This window comes from Azospirillum doebereinerae (assembly GCF_003989665.1).
Lineage (GTDB): Bacteria > Pseudomonadota > Alphaproteobacteria > Azospirillales > Azospirillaceae > Azospirillum > Azospirillum doebereinerae.
Genome location: NZ_RZIJ01000003.1, coordinates 257,642 through 279,168, shown reverse-complemented (window position 1 = coordinate 279,168; position 21,527 = coordinate 257,642). Strand labels below are relative to the sequence as shown.

The window sequence follows — 21,527 nt, the reverse complement described above, 5'->3', positions numbered from 1 at the left end:
GATGGAGCGGTGGCGGTCGGCCTCGGCACGCGGCCGGCACCGTCACATCTTCCGCCCTTCCACCTTGTCGTCGCCGGACCTAGCGCGCCGGTCGCCGGAGAAGGCCCGTTCCAGACGTTTCGGTGCCCGGATGAGATGCAGGTACAGTTCGTCGAACTGCCCGACCGAGGCGAGTTGGCGGACGTCGTTGACCGTGATGCGCTGGCCGTTCAGCTCGATCAGCCCGCTGTCCCGCAACCGCCGCAGGGTGCGGTTGATGTGGACGATGCTGAGACCCAGTGCGTCGGCCAGGATCTCCTGCGTCACCGGCAGGGTGAAATGCCCGTTCTCCACCAGATTGACGGTGCTGAGCCGGCGCAGAAGCTCCACGATCAGATGGGCCGTGCGTTCCAGCGCCGTCCGCCGCCCCAGGCTGAGCAGCCGTTCGGCGACGATGGCCTCCTCCCGCGCGCCCGACCAGGCCAGCGCCGCCGCCAGACGGGGAAAGGATTGGAACAGCTCGACGATCCGTTCCGGCGGAAAGCAGGCGACCTCGACCGCCGTAAGCGTCGTGACGCTGTGGTCGGCCGATTCGAACAACGTCGAATACATCCCGATGATGTCACCGGGAAGCACGAAGTTGACGACCTGTCGTCGCCCATCGGGGAGGGCCTTGTGACGGATGGCCCACCCTTCCCGCATTACGCGCACATCCCGGTACTTCTCTCCCTGCTGGAGAAGGTCGGTGCGCGCGGTCTGCCGGACGATATTCTTCTCTAAATCGGAAAGATAATCCTTCTCCTCATCCTTAAGGATAAGATAACTGCTAAGTTTGAGCCACAATGGAGTGACTTCCGGCACGTTTCTCGCCGAGGCGCGAGTCATGATCGTCTCTTTGCTTTCTTGGCCATAATATTTGTCGCTCAAACATCGGTCGCGCCTCTACCCGGTTTAAGGGCAGATATGCACGATTCAGCCTTTCCGCCTGTGGGGCTACAACATAGGTTAAAGGGCATAAGATTTTTCCCCGAACGGCTGGGACGCGTCTCATTTTTGTCTGTTGTTCAACAGGTTCGGGGCGAGGAGAGGCGTGTGCCGCGACGAAGCGACGGGGGCGAAGCATGACAGCGCAGGTGGAGGCGGCCGGGATAGCCGCACTCTCGATTTGTGAGTCGCTGATGATTACGCTGGTGGAGAAGGGAGTGCTTACCGCCCAGGAGGCGCGGGAAACACTGGAGGACGCCGCCGCGGCCCATCCCGACAGCGGGGTGGCCGGGCAGATCATCGAACAACTGATGGTTCAGGTGAACGCAGTGAGCCGCAACGGGGACAACCGGCCCGACAGCGGTTGACGGGCGGCGGCTGATGGGAACGGGCGGCTCAGCCGCCGATCAGAATCGGGCCGCGGCTGCGGTGCGCCGGTCGTTGGGCCGGCTCCGGTGTCGCGGCGGACGCCTCGCCCAGCAGAAGGGCGACGTCCTTGGCGGCGATGGGCTTGTGCAGGATGCGGTAACCGCTGGCTTCGGCGTCGACGATGCGTTCCGGGGCGGTGTCCCCGGTCAGCACGACGGAGAGCGGAAGGCGGTGTCCCGACGCCGCCATCGCCGTTTCCACCGCCCGGATCGCCTCCAGCCCGGTGGCGCCGGCCTCCAGCCGGTAATCGGCGATCACCAGATCGGGCGGATGGCCCGACTCGGCCAGAACCCGCAGGGCGGCGGGCGTGCCGTCGGCGGCGAGCACGCGCCAGCCGAAATTCTCGATCAGCAGCGTCAGGCCCTCGCGCACCAAGGGATCGTCGTCGACCACCAGCGCGGTTCCGATGGTGGGATCGGCGCTCTCCGGCGGCACGGAGTCCGCCACCGCTTCCGCCGGCAGCGGCAGGACGGTATCGCCGATCTCCAGTGTGAAGCAGGAGCCCTTGCCGGGCCAGGACGCGACATGCACCCGGTAGCCGAGCAGCCGGGCCAGCCGATCCACGATGGCCAGCCCCAGCCCCAACCCCTTGCCGCGATCCCGCGCGTGGTTGGAGACTTGGTAGAACTCGTGGAAGATGCGTTCCAGATGTTCCGCCGGGATGCCGATGCCGGTGTCGTAGACTTGGATGCGCACACCCTCCGGCCCGCGCCGGCAGCCCAGCAGGATGCGGCCGCTGTCGGTGTAGCGCAGCGCGTTCTCCACGAGGTTGCGGATGATCCGCTCCAGCAGGGCGGGGTCGGCGCACAGCGTCAGGCTGTTCGGCACGCTGCGGAAGCCGATGCCCTTCTCGGCGGCGCGCAGCCGGTATTCGGCGTCCAGCCGCTCGAAGATGGCGCCCAGCGACACGGCCTGCACGTTGGGCGACACGGTGCCGGCGTCGAGCTTCGACACGTCCAGGATGGCGTCCAGCAGGCGGCAGAGCGCGTCCATCGAGGTTTCGATGCTGCCGACCAGGGAGGCGGCCGGGTGGTCGCCCAGCTTGATCGCCAGCGCCGAGGTCAGCAGCACCAGCGACTGGACCGGCTGGCGCAGGTCGTGGCTCGCCGCCGCCAGGAAATGGGTCTTCGCCGCGTTGGCGCGTTCGGCCACCATCAGCGCCATGACGGCCTCCTGGCGGGCGCGCTCCGCCTCGTTGGTGGCGATCTCGGCCTGGTTGCGGGCGTGCTCGGCCCGTTCGGCCAGCGTGCGCTGGATGGTGATCTCCTCCGCCGCCCGCGTCTCCTTCTCATGCTGGATCGCCGCGACGTGGTCCAGCATGGCGTTGAAGCTGCGGGCCAGACCGCTGACCTCATCGTCGCCGCGCACGCGCGCGCGCTGCCCGGTGAAGCCGTCGCTGGCGATGGTGCCGGCGAGCCGCTCCAGCTCGCGCAGCGAGCGGGTCATATGGGTGCCCACCGCGCGACTGCCGAGATAGAGCGCCAGCAGCGAGGCCAGCGCGATGGCCCCGTAGGCCGGCAGCACCCAGGACTGGAAGGCGGCCGTCGGCGCCGCCGGCGCCTCCAGCCGCAGGGTCAGGCCGAGCGATCCCAGAAGCGCCGGCACGGCCAGGGGCACGTCCACCGTCATGCAGCCGTCATGGGGGGGATGCCCGGCCTCCCCGGCTGTGTGCAGTTCGGCCTCGGGATGCAGCACCAGCGCGTTCAGCGGAACCTTGTAGAACAGCGCCCCCTCCGGCGAGGCGGTGCGCGAGTAGATCAGCATCTGCGCGGCCAGCAGATACGCCGTGCCGTTCTCCCGCACCACGGTGGCGTCCGGCCGGCCGGCGGCGATGGTCCGGCCGAGCCACGCCATGTCGGCGGGCGTCACGCGGGCCAACTCCTCCCGCTGCCCGTTGTCGGCGATGGGGGTGCCTTCGAAGTCGGTGAAGATCAGGGAGACGGGCACGCTGGCGATGCGGCTGAAGCTGCGCAGGAAGGGCAGCAGATAGGTTTCCTTGCCGGCGGAATCGACCAGCGCGGTCGCCAGCACGTTGTTGTCCGCCAACTCCCGCACCGTTTCGACCAGGGTGGCGATCAACCCCTCGGTCTGGCGGGCGACCAGCGCGGCGTTGGCCTCGACGTTGCCGTGATGCTGGCGGATCAGGTGGCGGCTCGACACCAGATAGAGGCTGGCGCCGATCAGGACCGCCAGCAGAACCCCCAACATCAGCGACACGGCCGCGAAGCGGCGCGCCAGCCGGCCGGCGGTGAGGTGTCTCTGCAGGGAACGGAGGACGGAGACGCTGCCGGTCTGGGTCATCGGGCGCGCCCCATCACTCGATGGGGACGAGAACACCGTCTCGCGTGAAGCGGGCCATCAGAAGCTCCTTCTCGGACAGCGCCTCGTGGCGTTCCGGCGTGAAGGGGCGGGCGTAGGTCTTGACGAGACCGGGGTAGTTCTCGACCCGCTCCAGCGCGTCGCGCACGGCGACGCGGTCGGTGGTCCCGGCCAGATCGATGGCGCGGGCCAGGATGTGGGTCAGGTCGTAGGCGTGGACGAAGCCGACCGGCGCCTCGATCTCCTCGATGCGGGACAGGCCGAACAGGCGCTTGGTGGTCTCGAGCACAGGCGCGAGGCGGTCGGCGGGCGCGTTGAACAGGCTGACGGTCTGGATGACGCTGAAATCGACCTCGTGCAGGGCCGGGCCGGCCTGTCCGGTGAAATCGCCACCGGTGACGCCCCAATGGCTGAGGATCGGCAGGCGCTTCTCGGCAGGAAGGGCGGCGACCTCGCGGACCAGGACGGCGGCCTCGTCGTCGTTGGCGACCAGGACGATGGCCTGCGCGCCGGCCTTCGCCAGCGCCTGGTACTTGTCGATCAGCGTGCGGTCCCGCCAGTTGTACCACGCGGTCGCCACCGAGACCGGCGTCGGGTTGTCGGCGAAATAGCGGTTGGCCGCGTCCAGGTTGGAGCGGCCCCAGGCGGTGTTGGTCAGCAGCAGCCCGACGCGGGACAGTTCCCGGCTGCGGGCGTGTCCCAACAGGAAGGGCATCGCGAGACTGTCGCGCAGCGACAATCGGAAAATGTAGTTCGGCTGCATCCCGTTGTCGATGATGGCGTCGGCCGACGACCAGGGGGCGAGGAACAGGGTACGGGTCTCTTCCAGCACCGGCAGTTGCTCGATCACCACCGGGCTGAAGCGCCCGCCGAACACGGCGACCAGATCGGGGATCGTCGCCAGTTCCCGGATGTTCTTGATGCCGCGCGCCGAGATGGAGCGATGCTCGCGCGTCACCAGATCCAGCGCACGCCCACCCAGCACGCCGCCGGCCCGGTTGATTTCGTCGATGGCGGTGCGGATCCCGCGCTCGATGGACTCGGCCGAGGTGCTGTTGGTCAGCCCGAACTCACCGTCCAAACCGAGAACCACCGGCGGGCGAGCGATGGGCTCCCCGGCCGCGAAAGCCCCCCGCAGGGGAAGGACGAGGACCGCGAGAACCAGGGAGTACCGGGCGAACCGGGCGAAAATGGGCAACGGCATCGCTCAACGTCTGGTGGAGGCGGCGGGAAACATGCCTTTGGCGCAAGGCTGTTGCACTATGGGTGGACGGCGCGTGCAGGGTCAATCGGCCCTTTGGCAGAGGGTTAATCCAGATGGAGGGTATGGCGGGAGTGTGCTTCGCAGGGCAGGACGGCGGTGGCGATGGCGGCGGCCACCGCCTCGGCGATCGCGGCGAGCACACGGTCGGCTTGGTCGCGGTGAGGCGTGTGGCCGCAATCGTCGAGCACCAGCACGGAGACTGGTCCGCCGCTGCGCGCGGCGATGGAATCGTACTGCTCCGCCGTGGCGTATTCGTCGCCCACGCCCTGGATGACCAGCAGCGGGACGCGGATGTCCGGCAGCCGGTCCTCAATGTTCCAGAACCGGAAGGCCGGGGTCAGCCACGCGTCGCTCCAGCCCCAAAAGGCGTTGTCCACGTTGTCGCCGTGCAGGCGTTTCAGACGTTCCCGCAAAGGGCCGGTCCGGTAGAGGTCGGTGACGGCCTCGATCCCGGCGACGGTGACGTCCTCGACCAGAACGTGCGGGGCCTCGGCGACGGCCAATCGGATGCGTGGCGCCAGCGGGCCGGCGGCGGCCAGCAGGGCGATGGAGGCGCCATCGCTGTGCCCCACCAGCACCACGTCGGCCAGGCCGAAGGCGTCCAGCACCGCCGGCAGCACCCTCTCGGCCTCGTATTGCAGATAGGTGATGGGGCGGGGCAGGGGAGCCGGCGACGAGTTGCCGTAGCCGCGCCGGGAATAGACCAGCGCGGCGCAGCCGGTGGCCGCCGCGAGGCGGTCGGGCACGTCCTTCCAGATGGCGACGCAGCCAAGCCCCTCGTGCAGGAAGACCAGCGTCGGACGGTCCGGCTGGGTGGCCGGGATGCGGCGGTACTCCAACCGGGCGCCGTCGATGTCGATGAAGCCTTCGCTCTGGTCCGTCGCCATGCCGCGCCTCCCCTGCGCTGTCTTTTTGGCGCGACAGCGAGCGACGGGGCGCGCCGCCCGGTCGCGAGCGGCGCGCACTGTAGCATTCCCCAACGGGTCCGCCGCAAGAGGGCGTCAGAGCAGCTTGGCGGTCAGGCTGATCTCGGTGCCGGCCAGGGCCTTGGACACCGGGCAATTGGCCTTGGCCCCGTCGGCCTGCTGGGCGAAGGCGGCGGCGTCGATGCCGGGCACCTCGGCCTCGCAGTCCAACTCGATGCGGGAGATGGCGAAGCCGGCGCCGGCCTTCTCCAGATGGACCTTGGCGGTGGTGTGGACGCGGGTCGGCGGGTGGCCGGCCTGCGACAGCGCGGCCGACAGCGCCATGGAGAAGCAGCCGGCGTGGGCGGCGGCGATCAGTTCCTCCGGGTTGGTGCCGGTGCCGTTCTCGAAGCGGGAGGGGAAGGAGTAGGCGCCCTCGAACGCGCCGCTGCCGAGCCGCATCGTGCCGCTGCCCGATTTCAGGTCGCCACGCCACTCGGCGTCGGATTGCCGCATCGCCATGATCGTCGTCTCCTTGTTCTATTGTGGGCGGTTTTGAACCGGACGTTAGCTGGGGTGTTTTTTCCATCCTGCAAAGGCATAGTCCGTCCGGCGAGGCGGGCCGCCGCTTTTCGAAGCAGATTGCCCGGCAGGAAGACCTCTGCCAAAAACATGGGCAGATGCTGGGGATGGTGTTGGGCGGACGGCGTCACCGTCGCGACGGGGCCGATCCGGATGGTCCTGGCTCGCATCTTGCTTGAACGGGACGATGGCGGCGGTCGGAAGGGACGGCGACGGTGCGGGTTCTGGTGGTCGACGACGACGGCGAACGCGCCGCGGTGGTTGAGGCGAGCCTGCGCGAGGCCGGGGCGGAGATCGCCGCCGTCCTTGGCATCGACGCCGACCTGCGCGCCGCCATCCAGGCGCACCGCCCGGACGTGATCATCGTCGATCTGGCGTCGCCCTACCGGGATTACCTGGAGGATCTGATGTCGATCAACCAGGAGACCCCACGCCCCATCGCCCTGCTGGTGGGGGAGGAGGACCGTCCGCTGATGGCCCGCGCCGTCAAGGCCGGTGTCAGCATCTACGCGGTGGACGGGCTGAGCGCCAAGCTGGTGCGGTCGATCATGGAGACCGTCTCGGGCCATTTCCACCGCTTCCAGAAGGTCAACGAGGAGCTTGAGAAGTCCAGGGCGGCCTTGAACGACCGCAAGACGATCGAGCGGGCCAAGGGGCTGCTGATGGCCCACCGCGACCTCAGCGAGGAGCAGGCCTACAAAACCCTGCGCAAGATGGCGATGGATCAGAACAAGCGGCTGGTCGAGGTCGCCGAGGCGGTGCTGAGCTTTGCGGAATTGCTGAAACGCTAAACGGGGACGTCCGGCCACGCTCGCCCCGCCCAATCCTTCTCAATCGATGAAGTCCTCGCGGCTCAGCCCGTAGCGCTTGAGCTTGTCGTAGAAGGTCTTGCGCGGGATGTTCAGCGCCTCGATGGCGGCCTTCACGCTGCCCTTGTGGCGGGCCAGCTCGCTCTGGATCAGTCCTTTTTCGAACAGATCCACCTGCTCGGCCAACGACAACGCGGAGGACGGCTTCTGCGTCTCCGGCGGGGCGGCGGCCTCCTCCAGCCCCAGCACGAAGCGGTCGGCGGCGTTGCGCAGCTCGCGCACGTTGCCGGGCCAGTCCTGGCCGACCAGACGCTGCATCTGAGCGGGCGAGGGGACGCGGGGGTCCCGATTGTAGCGCGAGGCGGCCTGGACAATGAAGTGCTGGAACAGCAGAGGCACGTCGTCGCGCCGCTCACGCAGGGGAGGAATGGTCACCACGACCACGTTCAGTCGATAATAGAGATCCTCCCGGAACTTGCCGGCGGCGGCGGCCTGCTTCAGATCCACCTTGGTCGCGGCCACCACGCGGAGGTCGACCGGGATCAGCTCGTTCGAGCCCAGCGGCTCGACCATCCGCTCCTGGATGACGCGCAGCAGCTTGACCTGGAGCGACAACGGCATGCTCTCGATCTCGTCGAGGAACAGGGTGCCGCCGCTGGCGTGCTCGATCCGACCGACGCGGCGCTTGGCGGCGCCGGTGAAGGCTCCGGCCTCGTGACCGAACAGCTCGCTCTCGAAGATCGCCTCGGGCATGGCGCCGCAGTTCAGCGCGACGAAGGGGTGCTTGCGCCGGGCGCTGGCGGCGTGGAGCGCGCGGGCCACCATCTCCTTGCCGGTTCCGGTCTCGCCGAAGACCAGCACGTCGGCGTTGGTGTCGGCCACCGACGCGATGGTCGCGCGCAGCCGCTCGATGCCGGGCGTGCGGCCGACGATGCCCGGCGCGGCCTCGCCGCCGGACAGCGCCGCGCGCAGGCGGCGGTTCTCCAGCACCAGCCGGCGCTTCTCCACGGCGCGCCGCGCGACCTCGGTCAGCCGGTCGGAGGGAAAGGGCTTTTCCAGGAAGTCGTAGGCGCCGTCGCGCATCGCCTGCACCGCCATCGGCACGTCGCCATGCCCGGTGATCAGGATGACCGGCAGGTCGGGGTCGATGGCCCGCACCCGCGCCATCAGCGCCAGCCCGTCCATCTGCGGCATCCGCACGTCGGTCACGAGGCAGCCCGGCCAGTCGCGCCCGACATGGCGCAGCGCGCGCTCCGCCCCATCGCAGGCCACCACGTCGAAGCCGGCGAGCTCCAGCGCCTGCTGCCCGGCCAGCCGGACGGCGCGCTCGTCGTCCACGAACAGGACGCTGCCGGTGCTGGTCTCGTTGATGCTCATGACGGCTGTTCCGTGGTCTTGAGGCGCAAGGTGAAGACGGCGCCGCTGGCCGGGGGGGTGTCCGACCCGTCCGGGGCGTCGGGCTGGCGGTTGGCGGCGGTCAGGTTGCCGCCGAAATCCTCGACGATGCCGTGGCTGATCGATAGCCCCAGCCCCAGCCCCTCGCCCGCCTCCTTGGTGGTGAAGAAGGGCACGAACAGGCGGGGCAGGTCGCTTTCTCGGATGCCGGTTCCGCTGTCGGCGATGCTGAGCAGCGCGGCGCCGTCCGCCGCCGTCAGGACGATGCGCAGCCGGCGCACCGGCGCGTCGCGCATGGCGTCGGCGGCGTTGCCGATCAGGTTGACCAGCACCTGCTGGAGCCGCACGTCCTCGCCCACCACCCAGACGGCCGGCTCGGGCAGATCGGTCTCGACCGCCACCTCGTCCCGCCGCAGCCGGGCCTCCAGCAGCGACAGCGCCTGGGCGACGGCGCCATTGGCCGACACCGGCCCCAGCGTGCCCGAGGCGCGCCGGGCGAAGCCCTTCAACTGGCGGGTGATCGCGGCCATGCGGTCGGTCAGCTCGGCGATCTCGCCGAGGTTGGTGCGGACCGACTCCATCCGCCCGCGCTCCAGCAGCACCACCGCGTTGTCGGCGTAGCTGCGCATGGCGGCCAGCGGCTGGTTGATTTCGTGCGCGATGCCCGCCGACATCTGGCCCAGCGCCGCCAGCTTGGCCGCCTGGGTCAGCTCGTTCTCGGTCTCGCGCAGTTCCGCCGTCGCCTCGGCGACGCGGCGCTCCAACTCGGCCCGCGCCTCGTCCTGGAGCGCCAGCCGCTCGGTCATCGCGACCCGGCGCAGCGCCAGCGCGTAGGCGGCGACGGCACCCAGCGCCACGGCGGCGGCGGCCAGCAGCCCGGCGATCTGGGCACGCGCCGTCACCGGCTCCAGCCCGGTCAGGCTGTGCAGCGTCCAGTCGCCGCCGGGCACGGCGACCGAGGACAGCAGATAGCGCCGCTCCGTCCCGTTCCCCGCGACGGCGATGCGGTCGGAGGCGCCACCGAAGGCCCAGGGCAGCACGTCCAGCCCCTCGTCCGGCACGGGCGGCGGGGTGAGCGGCAGGCGGCGGGGCAGGGCGCGGTAGCGCCACTCCTCGACGTTGGTGACGAACACCATGCCGTCGCGGTCGGTCACCAGCAGCTTCTCCTGGCCGGGCGCCCAGGCGCGTTCCAGCCGCTCGAACCCGACCTTCAGGACCACCGCCCCCAGTGTGCGGTTTTCCGCCATCACCCGGTGGGCCGTGTAGTAGCCCGGAATGAAGGAGGTGGTGCCGAGCGCGAAATGGTGCCCCTCGCCCCGCTCGATCGCCATGCGGAAGTAGGGACGGTAGGCGAAGTTCTGCCCCACGAAGGTGGCCGGCGCGTTCCAGTTGCTGGCGGTCAGCGTCAGCCCGCTGGAGTCCATGATGTAGAAGGCCGAGGCGCCAAGCGCCTGCGCGATGCCTTCCAGCTTGCGGTTCATGCGGTCGACGCGCTCGGGCGTCGGGTCGGAGAGCAGGGCGGCGACCTCGGCATCCTGCGCCAGCGCCAGCGGGATGGCGGCGTGGCGTTCCAGCTCGGCCCGCAGGTTGGCGTCGTAGAGGGCGAGCTGGGCGTGGGCGCGGGCGCGCAGATCGGTCTCCGCGTCCGCTGCGGCCCAGCCGGCGGCCAGCGCCGCCGCCAGCGGCACGCCGATCAGCAGAACCGCCAGCAGCAGCCGGCGCGGCTTTTCCAGCGCGCGCGCCGCCAGCCGTTCGGCCAATCCCTTGGCCGGTCCCCCGGTCGAATCTGTCTCCGCCGCGCCGGACATCCTAATCAAGTCCAACAAACACCATGCTGCGCCGCAACATTGCTGCGGCTTCTTCGGGAGTGTGTGGATTTTCGCACATCGCAACCTGGCTTGTCGTGCGGATTCTCGCCCTCCCCGATCCGTCAAATCCTTGATGTTGCTGGATTCAGCAATTGGCCCACCGCTTGCTTTCAGGAGCAACCAGATTTAGGGGCCGTCCGCACAGTCGGTTCAAAGAACGGATGCCCCGCCAAGGAACGCCACGAGGAGAACCGAGAATGAGCGCGACCACCGCCACCGCCCATCACGGGCCGGTCAAGAAGCCCTTCTACACCAACCTGACCTTCCAGGTTCTGACCGCCATCACCCTGGGCATCCTGCTCGGCCACTTCTACCCGCAGCTCGCTGTGGAGATGAAGCCGCTGGGCGACGTCTTCATCAAGATGGTCAAGATGGTCATCGGGCCGATCGTCTTCCTGACGGTCGTCACCGGCATCTCCTCGATCGGCAACCTGAAGAAGGTCGGCAAGGTCGGCGGCAAGGCCCTGCTGTACTTCGAGATCGTTACGACCTTCGCGCTCGGCATCGGGCTGCTGGTCGTCAACCTGGTGCGTCCGGGCGCCGGCATGAACATCGTGCCCGGCCAGTTGAAGGCCGATTCCGTGCAGAAATACGCCACCACGGCGAAGGAGCACGGCTTCATGGACTTCGTCGTCGGCATCGTGCCCGACAACGTCGTCGGCGCCTTCGTCCAGGGCGACATGCTGCAGATCCTGTTCTTCGCCGTGGTCTTCGGCGTGGCGCTGTCGGCGATGGGCCAGAAGGGCAAGCTGGTCGAGGACATCTTCGACAAGGTCGGCCACGCGCTGTTCGGCGTCATCGGCATCCTGATGCGCGTCGCCCCGGTCGGCGCCTTCGGCGCCATGTCCTTCACCATCGGCAAATACGGCATCTCGTCGCTGACCGCGCTGGGCCAGCTGATGGCGTCGGTCTACATCACCATGGCCATCTTCGTCTTCGTCGTGCTGGGCAGCATCGCCAAGGCCTACGGCTTCAGCATCTGGAGCTTCATCCGCTACATCCGTCAGGAACTCCTGATCGTGCTCGGCACCTCCTCGTCGGAGTCGGTGCTGCCGCGCATGATGGAGAAGATGCAGAAGTTCGGCTGTTCCAAGCACGTCGTCGGTCTGGTCATCCCGACCGGCTACTCGTTCAACCTCGACGGCACCTCGATCTACCTGTCGATGGCGGCGATCTTCATCGCCCAGGCCTTCAACGTCGACCTGACGATCTGGCAGCAGCTCTACATCCTGGTCATCCTGATGCTGACCTCGAAGGGTGCGGCGGCGGTGACCGGCGGCGGCTTCGTGACGCTGGCCGCCACCCTGTCGGCCACCGGCGTGCTGCCCATCGAGGGGCTGGCGCTGCTGCTCGGCGTCGACCGCTTCATGTCGGAAGCCCGCGCCCTGACCAATCTGGTCGGCAACGGCGTCGCCACCGTCGTCGTCGCCAAGATGGAAGGCGAGTTCGACGAGAGCAAGGCGGTCGCCGAGTACCAGCAGCATTTCAAGGAGCCGGCGCTGGCCCGCATCTGACGCCAACGCGGCAACCGCCCGGATTTGGAAAAACCAAAAGTGATCCGGGCGGGCCTCATCGTGTTCCGGTAAGATAAGGGGGACGGTTCGAACAGGTTCGAATCGTCCCCTTTCCCTTTGGAACAGGGTATGTCTTCGGCTATAACCAACCACCCGTTCAAAGCCGGTTCAGTCAATTAACCGGGATCACGTTAATCGGAGGAAGAGGCCCATGTCCGGCGATTTCGACGCGATGGCGCTTGAGTATCACCGCAACCCCCGCCCCGGTAAGCTGGCGGTCGTCGCGACCAAGCCCATGGCCAACCAGCGCGATCTCGCGCTCGCCTATTCGCCGGGCGTGGCCGTCGCCAGCACCGCCATCGCCAACGACCCCGCCCTGGCGGCGGAGCTGACGGCGCGCGCCAACCTCGTCGCCGTGGTCACCAACGGCACCGCCGTGCTGGGGCTGGGCAACATCGGCCCGCTCGCCGCCAAGCCGGTGATGGAGGGCAAGGCCGTCCTCTTCAAGAAGTTCGCCGGCATCGACTGTTTCGACATCGAGCTGAACGAGCTGGACGTGGACGCGCTGGTCGACACCATCGTCCGGCTGGAGCCGACCTTCGGCGCCATCAACCTGGAGGACATCGCCGCCCCCGCCTGCTTCGAGATCGAACGGCGCTGCCGCGAGCGGATGAAGATCCCGGTCTTCCATGACGACCAGCACGGCACCGCCATCGTGGTGGGCGCCGCCGTGCTGAACGGTCTGGCCCAGGTCGGCAAGGACATTTCCAAGGTCAAGGTGGTCTCCACCGGCGGCGGGGCGGCGGGCATCGCCTGCCTGGATCTGATGGTCAGCCTCGGCATCCGCCGCGAGAACGTCTGGCTGGTCGACATCGCCGGCGTGGTCCACAAGGGCCGCAACGAGCAGATGAACGAATACAAGGACGCCTACGCGCAAGAGACCGACGCCCGCACGCTGTCCGACGTGATCGGCGGCGCCGACATCTTCCTCGGCCTGTCCGGCGCCAAGGTGCTGAAGCCGGAGCTGCTGGCCAAGATGGCCGACAAGCCGCTGATCCTGGCGCTCGCCAACCCCGAGCCGGAGATCATGCCCGATCTCGCCCGCGAAGCGCGCCCCGACGCCATCATCGCCACCGGCCGGTCGGATTTCCCGAACCAGGTCAACAATGTGCTGTGCTTCCCCTTCATCTTCCGCGGCGCGCTGGACGTCGGCGCGACGACGGTGAACGAGGCGATGAAGATCGCCGCGACCCACGCGGTCGCCGACCTCGCCCGCGCCGAACCGTCGGACGTGGTGGCGGCGGCCTATGTCGGCGAGACGCTGCGTTTCGGCCCGGAATACATCCTGCCCAAGCCCTTCGACCCGCGCCTGATCGTCGAGGTGTCGTCGGCGGTGGCCAAGGCGGCGATGGAGTCGGGCGTCGCCACCCGACCGATCGCCGATTTCCGCGCCTACCGCGATCAGTTGAACCAGTACGTCATCCGCTCCGGCCTGTTCATGAAGCCGGTCATCACCAAGGCCAAGACCGCGCCCAAGCGCGTCGTCTACGCCGAGGGCGAGGACGCGCGCGTCGTCCGTTGCGCCCAGGTGGTGGTGGACGACGGCATCGCCCAGCCGATCCTGCTCGGCCGCCGCGAGGTGATCGAGCGCGTCATCGCCGAGATGGGCCTGCGCCTGAAGATCGGTCGCGACGTGGAGGTCATCGAGACCGCGCGGGACCTGCGCACCCACAACTACGCCGAGGCTTACCGCAAGCTGATGGGCCGGCGCGGCGTGGCGCCCAGCCACGCGGCCAACGTCGTGCGCACCCAGCCGACCGTGTTCGGCGCGCTGATGGTCCGCCGGGGCGAGGCCGACGCGATGGTCTGCGGCACGTCGGGCCGCTTCAACGAGCATTTCGGCCACATCGCCGGGCTGATCGGCCTGCGCGAGGGCGTGACGGTCGCGGCGACGATGAACGCGCTGATCTCGCAGAAGGGCGTCCACTTCATCACCGACACTTACGTCAACCCCGACCCGACCGCCGAGCAGGTGGCCGAGATCGCCCGGCTGGCGGCCGACGAGGTCAAGCGCTTCGGCATCGAACCGAAGGTGGCGTTGCTCTCGCACTCCAACTTCGGCAGCGCCGACACGCCGTCGGCCCGCAAGATGCGTCGCGCCTACGAACTGGTCTCGGCCCAGATGCCCGAGTTGGAGATCGACGGCGAGATGCACGCCGACGCCGCGCTGGCCGAGGCCATCCGCAAGGAGGTCCTGCCCGACAGCCGCTTGAAGGGCGAGGCCAACATGCTGGTCATGCCGACGCTGGACGCCGCGAACATCGCCTTCAACATGATGAAGATCCTGGGCGAGGCGCAGAACGTCGGCCCGATCCTGCTGGGGGTGGAGCGCCCGGTCCACATCGTGACGCCGTCGGTGACCACGCGCGGTCTGGTGAACATGACCGCCGTGGCGGTGGTGGACGCCCAGCTCGCCGATCCGGTCAACGCCGCCCCGCGCCCGCCGGTCGCCGACGAGGCGTAAGCAGCGGGCGTCGCCGTCCCCGGCGCTGTTCCCGGTCCTGAATCGTGCTATTCCCTGAAGCCGGAACGGGCAGAGGGGACGGCCGGCATGAACCGGAACCAGCGCAGGGGTGGCAGCGCCAAGGGCAGCGCCGCCACCGCCGTTGCCGCCGATGCGGTGGCGGTCGGCCTGCTGGGGCAGGCCGTGCCGTTGCATCAGGCTGGGCGCTTGGCCGAGGCGGAAGCGATCTACCGGCAGGCGTTGGCCGCCCGGCCGCGCCAGCCCGACGCGCTGCACCTGCTGGGCATGATCGCCTGCCAGACCGGGCGCTTCGCCCAGGCCGCCGATCTGATCGGGCAGGCGGTCGGCGTCAACCGGACCGTGCCCGACTACCACGCCAATCTGGCCTTCGCGCTCCAGGCGCTCGGGCGCTCGGTGGAGGCCGAACGCTCGGCCCGGACCGCGCTGCGCCTGCGCGCCGCCTTTCCCGAGGCCGCGAACACGCTGGGCAACGCGCTGAACGCGCAGGGGAAGTTCGCCGAGGCGGCCGACGCCTATCGCGACGCCCTGCGGGCGCGCCCCGATTACGCGGAGGCGCAGGGCAACCTTGGTGCCGTCCTGCGCAGCCTGGGCCGGTCGGCAGAGGCCGAACCTCTGCTGCGCCAAGCCCTGGCCCGCAACCCGCATCTCGTCGAAGCCCGCGTGGCGCTCGGCCTCGCTTTGCTCGATCTGGAGCGTGCGGAGGAGGGGGAGGCGACCCTGCGGGCGGCGCTGCACCAGCGCCCGGACCACGCCGGTGCCTTGCTGATCCTGGCCGGCGCGGTCCAGCGCCGGGGCGCCGATGCCGTGCCCGTCTACAGGCGTTCCCTTGCCGTCGAGCCGGCCGACGCGGAAGCTTGGAACGGCCAAGGGCTTGCTCTTCAGAAGGCCGACCGGATCGACGGGGCCGCCGAGGCCTACGCCCGTACGGTCCGGCTTTCCCCGTCGATGACCGAGGCGTTGACCAACCTCGGCAACATCCGCCGCCTGCAAGGCCGTAGCGCCGAGGCGGCGGCGCTGCAACGGCAAGCGCTCGGCCAGCGGCCCGATTACGCGGCGGCGCACGCCAATCTCGGGCAGGCGTTGCAGGATTTGGGCGACGACCGGGGGGCCGAGGACAGCTTCACCCGCGCGTTGGAATTCGATCCCACGGAGTCCGTCGCGCGCTTCAACCGCGCCATTCTGCGGCTGCGCCAAGGGCGGCTGGCGGAGGGATGGGCCGACTACGCCGACCGTTTCGCCTCCGGTCGGCTGGGGCGCCCGCGCCGCCTGCCGATTCCGGAATGGACGGGCGAAGACCTCGCAAACCGGCGCATCCTGCTGTGGGCCGAACAAGGGCTGGGCGACGAGCTGATGTTCGGATCGGTCCTGCCCGATGTGATCGCGCGGGCCGGGGAGGTGGTCGTGGAATGCGACGCCCGGCTGGTTCCACTGTTTCAGCGGTCCTTCCCATCGGCGCTTGTCCGCCCGCCGACGCGGGAGCCGGGCGACGCGGATTGCCACGCGCCGTTCGGGTCGCTGCCCCGGTTGCTGCGGGACCACCTTGGCGATTTCCCGACACGGTCCGGCTGGCTGCGTCCCGATCCGGCCAAGGCCCTGCTGTGGCGGGAGCGTTTGGCGGCGCTTGGCCCCGGCCTCACCGTTGGCATCGCCTGGACGAGCCGGCGGATCACCACCGAGCGGAAGGCCGCCTACACCACGCTCGATCAATGGATGCCCATTTTGCGCCTGCCCGGCCTGCGGCTGGTCAGCCTGCAATACGACGGGCGTCTTGAGGAGATCGCCGCCACCGAGAAGCGGTTCGGCGTGCGCATCCACCGTTGGGACGATCTGGACCAGACCAACGATCTGGAATCCACCGCCGCGCTGGTGACCGGTCTCGATCTGGCGGTTACGGTGGCGTCCTCGGCTGGCGAGCTGGCTGGCGCGCTCGGCGTCCCGGTCTGGCGAATCGGGTGGCCCGGCTGGTCGCATCTCGGCGTGGCGACCCGCCCCTGGTTTCCCAGCATGACCTGCGTTCATCCTCCGGACGGTGGCACACTTGACGATGCCATTCATCAAATATATCTAAGGTTTATCAGGTTGAGCGGAGGTGTTTTGTGAGCGCTGGGGCGTGGTTTGCCGAGGCGCTTGGCCGCCACCAGTCCGGCGACTTGAACGCGGCCGAACCGCTCTACCGCCGGGTTCTCGGCGTCGTCCCGGACCACGCCGACGCCCTGCACCTGTTGGGCGTGCTCCAGCACCAGCAAGGGAGGAACGACGAGGCCCTGGACCTGATCGAGCGCTCCATCGGGATCGACGCCTCCGTCGCCGATGTCCACGGCAATCTGGGCCTCGTGTTGCAAGCGCTTGGCCGGCTGGACGAGGCGGTCGCCGCGCAGGAGCGGGCCATCGCCCTCAACCCCGGCCATGCGGGCGCGCATTTCAATCTCGGGCTGGCGCTGGTCGCCCTTGGACGACGGGAGCCTGCAGCGGTTCATTACGCCGAGGCCGCCCGGCTGTCTCCGGCGTTGGCCGACGCGCATCTCAACCTCGGCGCCGTTCTCCAGGATCTTGGACGGGCGGAGGACGCTTTGGCGGCGCATGGTCGGGCGGCGGCCCTGCTGCCGGACGACCCACGCCCCTGGACCAACCTCGCGGTCACCCTCCGCCATCTCGGACGCTTCGAGGAGGCGGCCGAAGCGGTCGGCCAAGCGATGGGGCGTGGCGGCAACAAGGATGCGGAAGCGGCCACGCTGGCGGCTCTCGCGTCCAACCTTCACACCGCCGGACGGTTGGAGGAGGCCGCCGACCTCTATGCGGACGCCGTAGGCATCGACGCCAAGAATCCTATTGTCCTCAATAATTTCGGACTCGTTCTTAAAGCGTTGTCTCGGTTGAATGACGCTGCCTCCTGTTTCGACGCGGCCATCGCCCTGCGACCCGGCTTCGCGGAAGCCCTCGACAACCTCGGTACGTTGCGCGCCGAGCAGGGGCGCGTCGCAGAGGCCGAAACCCTCCATCGCAGCGCGTTGCGCCACCGTCCCGATCTTGCCGGCGCCTGGAACAATCTGGGCAACGCGCGCAAATCCCTGGTGCGGACTAGGGCTGCCTTGCCGGCGTGGCGCATCGCCCTCGCCCTCGATCCGGGCCGGGCCGAGGTCTACTCGAACCTTGGCAACGGCCTTCGCGAAGGCGAAGACTTCGTCGCGTCGGAGATCTGCCACGGCCGCGCCGTCCGTCTGACTCCGGACGAAGCCATATCGCGCAACAACCACGGCCACGACCTGCAGGGTCGCCAGGATTTTGCCGGGGCGGCTGCGCGCTTTCACAGGGCGCTGGCGCTGGAGCCGGCCTATGCGGAGGCGTGGAGCAACCTCGGGCTGGCCCGGCAGCGGCTGGGCGACCCATCGGCCGAACGCTGCTACGACCGTGCGCTGCGGCTGCGGCCCGACCTGCCGCTGGCCCATTTCAACAAGGGGCTTCTGCGGCTCGAAGCGGGCGATACGGCGGCAGGCTGGCCCGGCTACGCGTGGCGCTTCGCGGCAGGGCAGGTCGGCGCCGGACGGCAGCCCCGCGCCCCGGCGTGGCGCGGCGAGGAATTGACCGGACGCCGTCTGATGGTTTGGGGGGAGCAGGGAGTCGGGGACACCATCCTGTTTTCCTCTCTGTGCGCGGAGATCGCGGTCCGGACCCGCTCCACCGTGATGGAGGTCGACCGGCGTCTGGTGCCGCTGTTCGCCCGCTCCTTTCCCGGCCTGACCGTGCGCGCCGAGGCTATCGACGCGCAGGGGCGGGAGTTGATGGCGATCCCCGATTATGACCGCCACGTGCCCATGGGGTCGCTGCCCCGAATCCTGCGCGGCAGCCTGCCGGCGTTCCCGGAGCGGCGCTTCTGGCTTGTGCCCGATCCCGCACAGGTTGCCGGCTGGCGTGAACGGCTGGCTTCCCTGGGGCCGGGCTTGACGGTTGGAATCGGCTGGCGCAGTCAAGTCCTGACGGTGGAGCGCAGCACCGCCTATGTTGGCTTGAACCAGTGGGGACCGCTGTTCGCGGTGCCCGGCGTGACCTGGGTGGTTCTCCAATACGGCGATTGCGAAAGCGAGATCGCCGAGGCGGAGCGGCGCTTCGGCGTGCGTCTGCACCGCTGGGACGATCTGGACCGCAAGGACGACTTCGACGGTGTCGCGGCGTTGATCGCGAACCTCGACCTCGTGATCTCGCCGGCCATGTCGGTGGGGGAATTGGCCGGCGCACTCGGCACGCCGGTCTGGCGTTTCGGGACGCGGGACTGGACCCAGCTCGGCAGCGGGGTGCGTCCATGGTTCCCGGCGATGCGCCTGTTCCAGCCCCATCCGGGCGAGGCTTTGCCGGACACGCTGGGCCGGATGGCCGCAGGGTTGCGCGCGCTCGGTCCGGCCGTTGCGCCTCTCGCTCCGCCACCCGTCGCCCCCCCCGATCGACAGGCTCTTGCGGTGCTTTTCGGCGAGGGCTTGCGGCATCACCAGAATGGCCGGCTCGACGAGGCGGAACTGGCGTACCGTCGCATCCTCGCCGCCGACGCCGATCACGCCGACGCCTTGCACCTGCTGGGCGTCGCCGCCCACCAGCGTGACCGCAACGAGGAGGCGGCGGCGTCGATCGGACGGGCCATCGCCCGGCGGGGCGATGTCGCCGAGTATCACGGCAACCATGGCTCCGTTCTCCAGGCTCTCGGCCGGTTGCCGGAAGCGGTGGCCGCCTACGAAACCGCCCTGCGGCTGCGACCGGTCCATCCCGACGCGCTGAACAATCTGGGAAGCGCCTTCCAGGCGCTGGGCCGTCTGCCGGAGGCCGAGGCGCGCTACCGCGCGGCCCTGGCCCAACGGCCGGGGTTTGGACCGGCGCTGGCCAATCTCGGCACCGTCCTGCACGCGATGGGACGGCGGGCCGAGGCGCACGCCTGTCTTGCCGAGGCGGTCGCCCGCGACGGCCTTGCGCTGGATGCGCGGCTTGGACTGGGGGCGTTGCTGAACGACCTGGGCCGCGCGGCCGAGGCGGAGGAGCAGTACCGCGCCGCCCTGGCCCTGGACGCCGCCGACCCCGACGCGCAGGCCGGTCTGGGCGCCGCCCTGTTCCAGCGTGGACGCCACGCGGAGGCCGCCGAGTGGCTGGAACGCGCAGCGGCCGCCGGCGTCCGCCGGGCCGCGACGCTGGACCTGCTGGGAGCCTCCCACCGCCTGACCGGCCGTCCGGAATCGGCGGAGCGCTGGCACGGCCAAGCGCTTGCGGCCGATCCGCTGCGGGCGGCGACGCGCACCAATTTCGGCTTGGCGCTCGGCGCGCAGGCCCGCTGGACGGAGGCCGCCGCCCGGCATCGCCAAGCCCTTGCCCTGTCGCCGGCCTTTCCCGAGGCGCTGAACAACCTGGGCGTCGTGCTGCAAGGACTGGACGGGGAGCGCGCCGTGCTCTGCCACCGCCGCGCCGTCCGGCTGCGGCCGGCATCGGCGGAAAGCTGGGGCAATCTGGCGGCGGCGTTGCTGACCCTGAAGCGTCATGCCGAGGCAGCGGCCGCTTCAACCAAGGCGTTGACCCTGGCCCCCGCTTTGGCAGGCGCGCTGACCACCGAGGGTGCCGCGCTCAAAGGGCTGGGACGCTTCGCCGAGGCCGTCCGCGACCACCGGCGGGCCCTGCGGGTGACGCCGTTACACGCCAAGGCGTGGTCGAATCTTGGCACGGCGTTCGCCGGGCTTTCGCGTTGGGACGAGGGGCTGGCGGCGCAGCGCCGCGCGCTGGCCCTCGCCCCGGCCTTGGCCGAGGCGCATCTCAACCTGGGCCATGCGGAGCAGGTGCTCGGCCGCTTCGACGCCGCGCGGCGTCACGCCGAACGGACGCTCCGCCTGGCGCCCGGCCGCTCCGACGCGCGGATGAACCGGGCGTTGCTGCGGCTGGCGGCCGGCGATCTCACCGGCGGCTGGCGGGACTACGCCGCCCGCTTCGCGTCGGGCGAGTCGGTGGCGCGGCGCTTCCCGGTGCTGGAATGGCACGGGGAGGACCTGTCGCGCGAGACCATCCTGGTCTGGGGTGAGCAGGGGCTGGGCGACGAACTCCTGTTCGGCACCGCGCTGCCCGATCTGGTCGCCCGCGCCGGCCGCGTGATCGTCGAATGCGACGCCCGGCTGGTCCGCCTTTTCGCTCGCGCCCTGCCCGGCGCCGTGGTGCGGCCCCCGACCGGCGACCCGCGCGATTGCGACCGGCACGCCGCGATGGGAAGCGTCGCGGCCCTCCTGCGTCCAGGCTTGGACGCCTTTCCGCCCCGCGTCGCCTTCCTCGCTCCCGACCCGGCGGAGGCGATGCGCTGGCGCGACAGGCTGGGCGCTCTGGGGGCGGGGTTGAAGGTGGGTATCTGCTGGCGGAGCAGCCGGATCACGGCGGACCGGGCGGGGGCCTACACCCGACTCGATCAGTGGGAACCGCTGTTCGCTCTGCCCGGACTCCGGTTCGTGAACCTGCAATACGACGAGTGCGCCGCCGAAATCGAAGACGCCCATGCCCGTTTCGGCATCGTCCTCCACACATGGCCGGATCTGGATCTGAGGAACGACCTCGATGCGGTGGCGGCGTTGATGGCGGGGCTGGACCTCGTCGTCACGGCGCCGACCTCGGTCGGGGAACTGGCCGCGGCGGTCGGCACGCCGGTTTGGCGCCTGAGCGGGGCGGGCGACTGGTCGCGGCTGGGGACCGGTGCGCGCCCCTGGTTTCCGGCCATGGCCACGCTGGCGCGTGCGGGAGGCGACCATGGCGAGACGCTGGCGCTCGCCGCGCGCCGGCTACGCGCGATGATGACGCCTCCTGCGCCGGAATCGGCCGGACCGCAAAATTAATTGTCAATTAAGGATGCAGGCCGTACCGTGAAGCTCGAATGGTACCGGAACGCGATGATCGGTGCCCGGTGCTTTTGACGGGACGAGGGGAGGGG

Annotated in this window: 13 protein-coding genes; 6 read left to right on the top strand and 7 right to left on the bottom strand. The window is 69.5% G+C overall.

The genetic code is table 11. From position 1 onward, the window contains the following. Window positions 1–42: 42 nt before the first annotated feature. Window positions 43–864 carry a Crp/Fnr family transcriptional regulator gene (locus EJ913_RS06310; protein WP_126995995.1) on the bottom strand — a complete coding sequence of 274 codons (822 nt, stop codon included), beginning with the start codon at window positions 862–864 and terminating at the stop codon, window positions 43–45. A 236-nt stretch (window positions 865–1,100) separates the two neighbouring features. Between EJ913_RS06310 and EJ913_RS06305 the strand changes: the two genes are divergently transcribed. After that, a complete protein-coding gene (locus EJ913_RS06305) occupies window positions 1,101–1,331 on the top strand; it encodes a hypothetical protein (RefSeq protein WP_126995888.1) in 231 nt (76 codons plus the stop codon). Window positions 1,332–1,359: 28 nt separating this feature from the next. Here EJ913_RS06305 and EJ913_RS06300 read toward each other — a convergent pair whose 3' ends face one another. The 4 genes from EJ913_RS06300 to EJ913_RS06285 all read right to left on the bottom strand — a co-directional run bounded on the left by EJ913_RS06300 (window position 1,360) and on the right by EJ913_RS06285 (window position 6,402). After that, a complete protein-coding gene (locus tag EJ913_RS06300; protein ID WP_126995886.1) occupies window positions 1,360–3,693 on the bottom strand; it encodes an ATP-binding protein in 2,334 nt (777 codons plus the stop codon). A 13-nt stretch (window positions 3,694–3,706) separates the two neighbouring features. Then, on the bottom strand, window positions 3,707–4,915 hold the full coding sequence (locus EJ913_RS06295) for an ABC transporter substrate-binding protein (RefSeq protein ID WP_238519107.1): 1,209 nt from the start codon (window positions 4,913–4,915) through the stop codon (window positions 3,707–3,709). A gap of 104 nt (window positions 4,916–5,019) precedes the next feature. Beyond that, window positions 5,020–5,862 carry an alpha/beta fold hydrolase gene (locus EJ913_RS06290; protein WP_126995884.1) on the bottom strand — a complete coding sequence of 281 codons (843 nt, stop codon included), beginning with the start codon at window positions 5,860–5,862 and terminating at the stop codon, window positions 5,020–5,022. Window positions 5,863–5,976: 114 nt separating this feature from the next. Then, on the bottom strand, window positions 5,977–6,402 hold the full coding sequence (locus EJ913_RS06285; protein ID WP_126995882.1) for an OsmC family protein: 426 nt from the start codon (window positions 6,400–6,402) through the stop codon (window positions 5,977–5,979). Window positions 6,403–6,677: 275 nt separating this feature from the next. Here EJ913_RS06285 and EJ913_RS06280 point away from each other — a divergent pair, with 275 nt between their 5' ends. Then, a complete protein-coding gene (locus tag EJ913_RS06280; RefSeq protein WP_126995880.1) occupies window positions 6,678–7,253 on the top strand; it encodes an ANTAR domain-containing response regulator in 576 nt (191 codons plus the stop codon). A 39-nt stretch (window positions 7,254–7,292) separates the two neighbouring features. Here the strand turns inward: EJ913_RS06280 and EJ913_RS06275 are convergent, their stop codons facing one another. Together EJ913_RS06275 and EJ913_RS06270 are read right to left on the bottom strand one after the other, a co-directional pair. Beyond that, window positions 7,293–8,648: a sigma-54-dependent transcriptional regulator gene (locus tag EJ913_RS06275; RefSeq protein WP_126995878.1), complete on the bottom strand. Its 1,356-nt coding sequence runs from the start codon at window positions 8,646–8,648 to the stop codon at window positions 7,293–7,295. Next, window positions 8,645–10,474, bottom strand: a complete 1,830-nt coding sequence (locus EJ913_RS06270; protein ID WP_244939264.1) for a sensor histidine kinase — start codon at window positions 10,472–10,474, stop codon at window positions 8,645–8,647. Before EJ913_RS06270 ends, EJ913_RS06275 begins: the two co-directional genes overlap by 4 nt. 257 nt (window positions 10,475–10,731) lie before the next feature. Here EJ913_RS06270 and EJ913_RS06265 point away from each other — a divergent pair, with 257 nt between their 5' ends. From EJ913_RS06265 to EJ913_RS32355, 4 genes are all read left to right on the top strand, one after another. Beyond that, window positions 10,732–12,048: a dicarboxylate/amino acid:cation symporter gene (locus tag EJ913_RS06265; RefSeq protein ID WP_126995875.1), complete on the top strand. Its 1,317-nt coding sequence runs from the start codon at window positions 10,732–10,734 to the stop codon at window positions 12,046–12,048. 211 nt (window positions 12,049–12,259) lie between these two features. Then, window positions 12,260–14,572 carry an NADP-dependent malic enzyme gene (locus EJ913_RS06260; protein WP_126995873.1) on the top strand — a complete coding sequence of 771 codons (2,313 nt, stop codon included), beginning with the start codon at window positions 12,260–12,262 and terminating at the stop codon, window positions 14,570–14,572. A gap of 87 nt (window positions 14,573–14,659) precedes the next feature. Continuing rightward, window positions 14,660–16,693: a tetratricopeptide repeat protein gene (locus EJ913_RS06255; protein ID WP_126995871.1), complete on the top strand. Its 2,034-nt coding sequence runs from the start codon at window positions 14,660–14,662 to the stop codon at window positions 16,691–16,693. Continuing rightward, window positions 16,690–21,432, top strand: a complete 4,743-nt coding sequence (locus EJ913_RS32355; RefSeq protein WP_244939263.1) for a tetratricopeptide repeat protein — start codon at window positions 16,690–16,692, stop codon at window positions 21,430–21,432. The genes EJ913_RS06255 and EJ913_RS32355 overlap by 4 nt, the downstream gene beginning before the upstream one ends. The last annotated feature ends 95 nt before the right edge of the window (window positions 21,433–21,527 follow it).

Excerpts from the sequence above, each read along its gene's own strand:
- EJ913_RS06310 (WP_126995995.1), bottom strand. The coding sequence starts at position 864 with ATGACTCGCGCCTCGGCGAGAAACGTGCCGGAAGTCACTCCATTGTGG.
- EJ913_RS06305 (WP_126995888.1), top strand. The coding sequence starts at position 1,101 with ATGACAGCGCAGGTGGAGGCGGCCGGGATAGCCGCACTCTCGATTTGT.
- EJ913_RS06300 (WP_126995886.1), bottom strand. The coding sequence starts at position 3,693 with ATGACCCAGACCGGCAGCGTCTCCGTCCTCCGTTCCCTGCAGAGACAC.
- EJ913_RS06295 (WP_238519107.1), bottom strand. The coding sequence starts at position 4,915 with ATGCCGTTGCCCATTTTCGCCCGGTTCGCCCGGTACTCCCTGGTTCTC.
- EJ913_RS06290 (WP_126995884.1), bottom strand. The coding sequence starts at position 5,862 with ATGGCGACGGACCAGAGCGAAGGCTTCATCGACATCGACGGCGCCCGG.
- EJ913_RS06285 (WP_126995882.1), bottom strand. The coding sequence starts at position 6,402 with ATGGCGATGCGGCAATCCGACGCCGAGTGGCGTGGCGACCTGAAATCG.
- EJ913_RS06275 (WP_126995878.1), bottom strand. The coding sequence starts at position 8,648 with ATGAGCATCAACGAGACCAGCACCGGCAGCGTCCTGTTCGTGGACGAC.
- EJ913_RS06270 (WP_244939264.1), bottom strand. The coding sequence starts at position 10,474 with ATGTCCGGCGCGGCGGAGACAGATTCGACCGGGGGACCGGCCAAGGGA.
- EJ913_RS06265 (WP_126995875.1), top strand. The coding sequence starts at position 10,732 with ATGAGCGCGACCACCGCCACCGCCCATCACGGGCCGGTCAAGAAGCCC.
- EJ913_RS06260 (WP_126995873.1), top strand. The coding sequence starts at position 12,260 with ATGTCCGGCGATTTCGACGCGATGGCGCTTGAGTATCACCGCAACCCC.
- EJ913_RS06255 (WP_126995871.1), top strand. The coding sequence starts at position 14,660 with ATGAACCGGAACCAGCGCAGGGGTGGCAGCGCCAAGGGCAGCGCCGCC.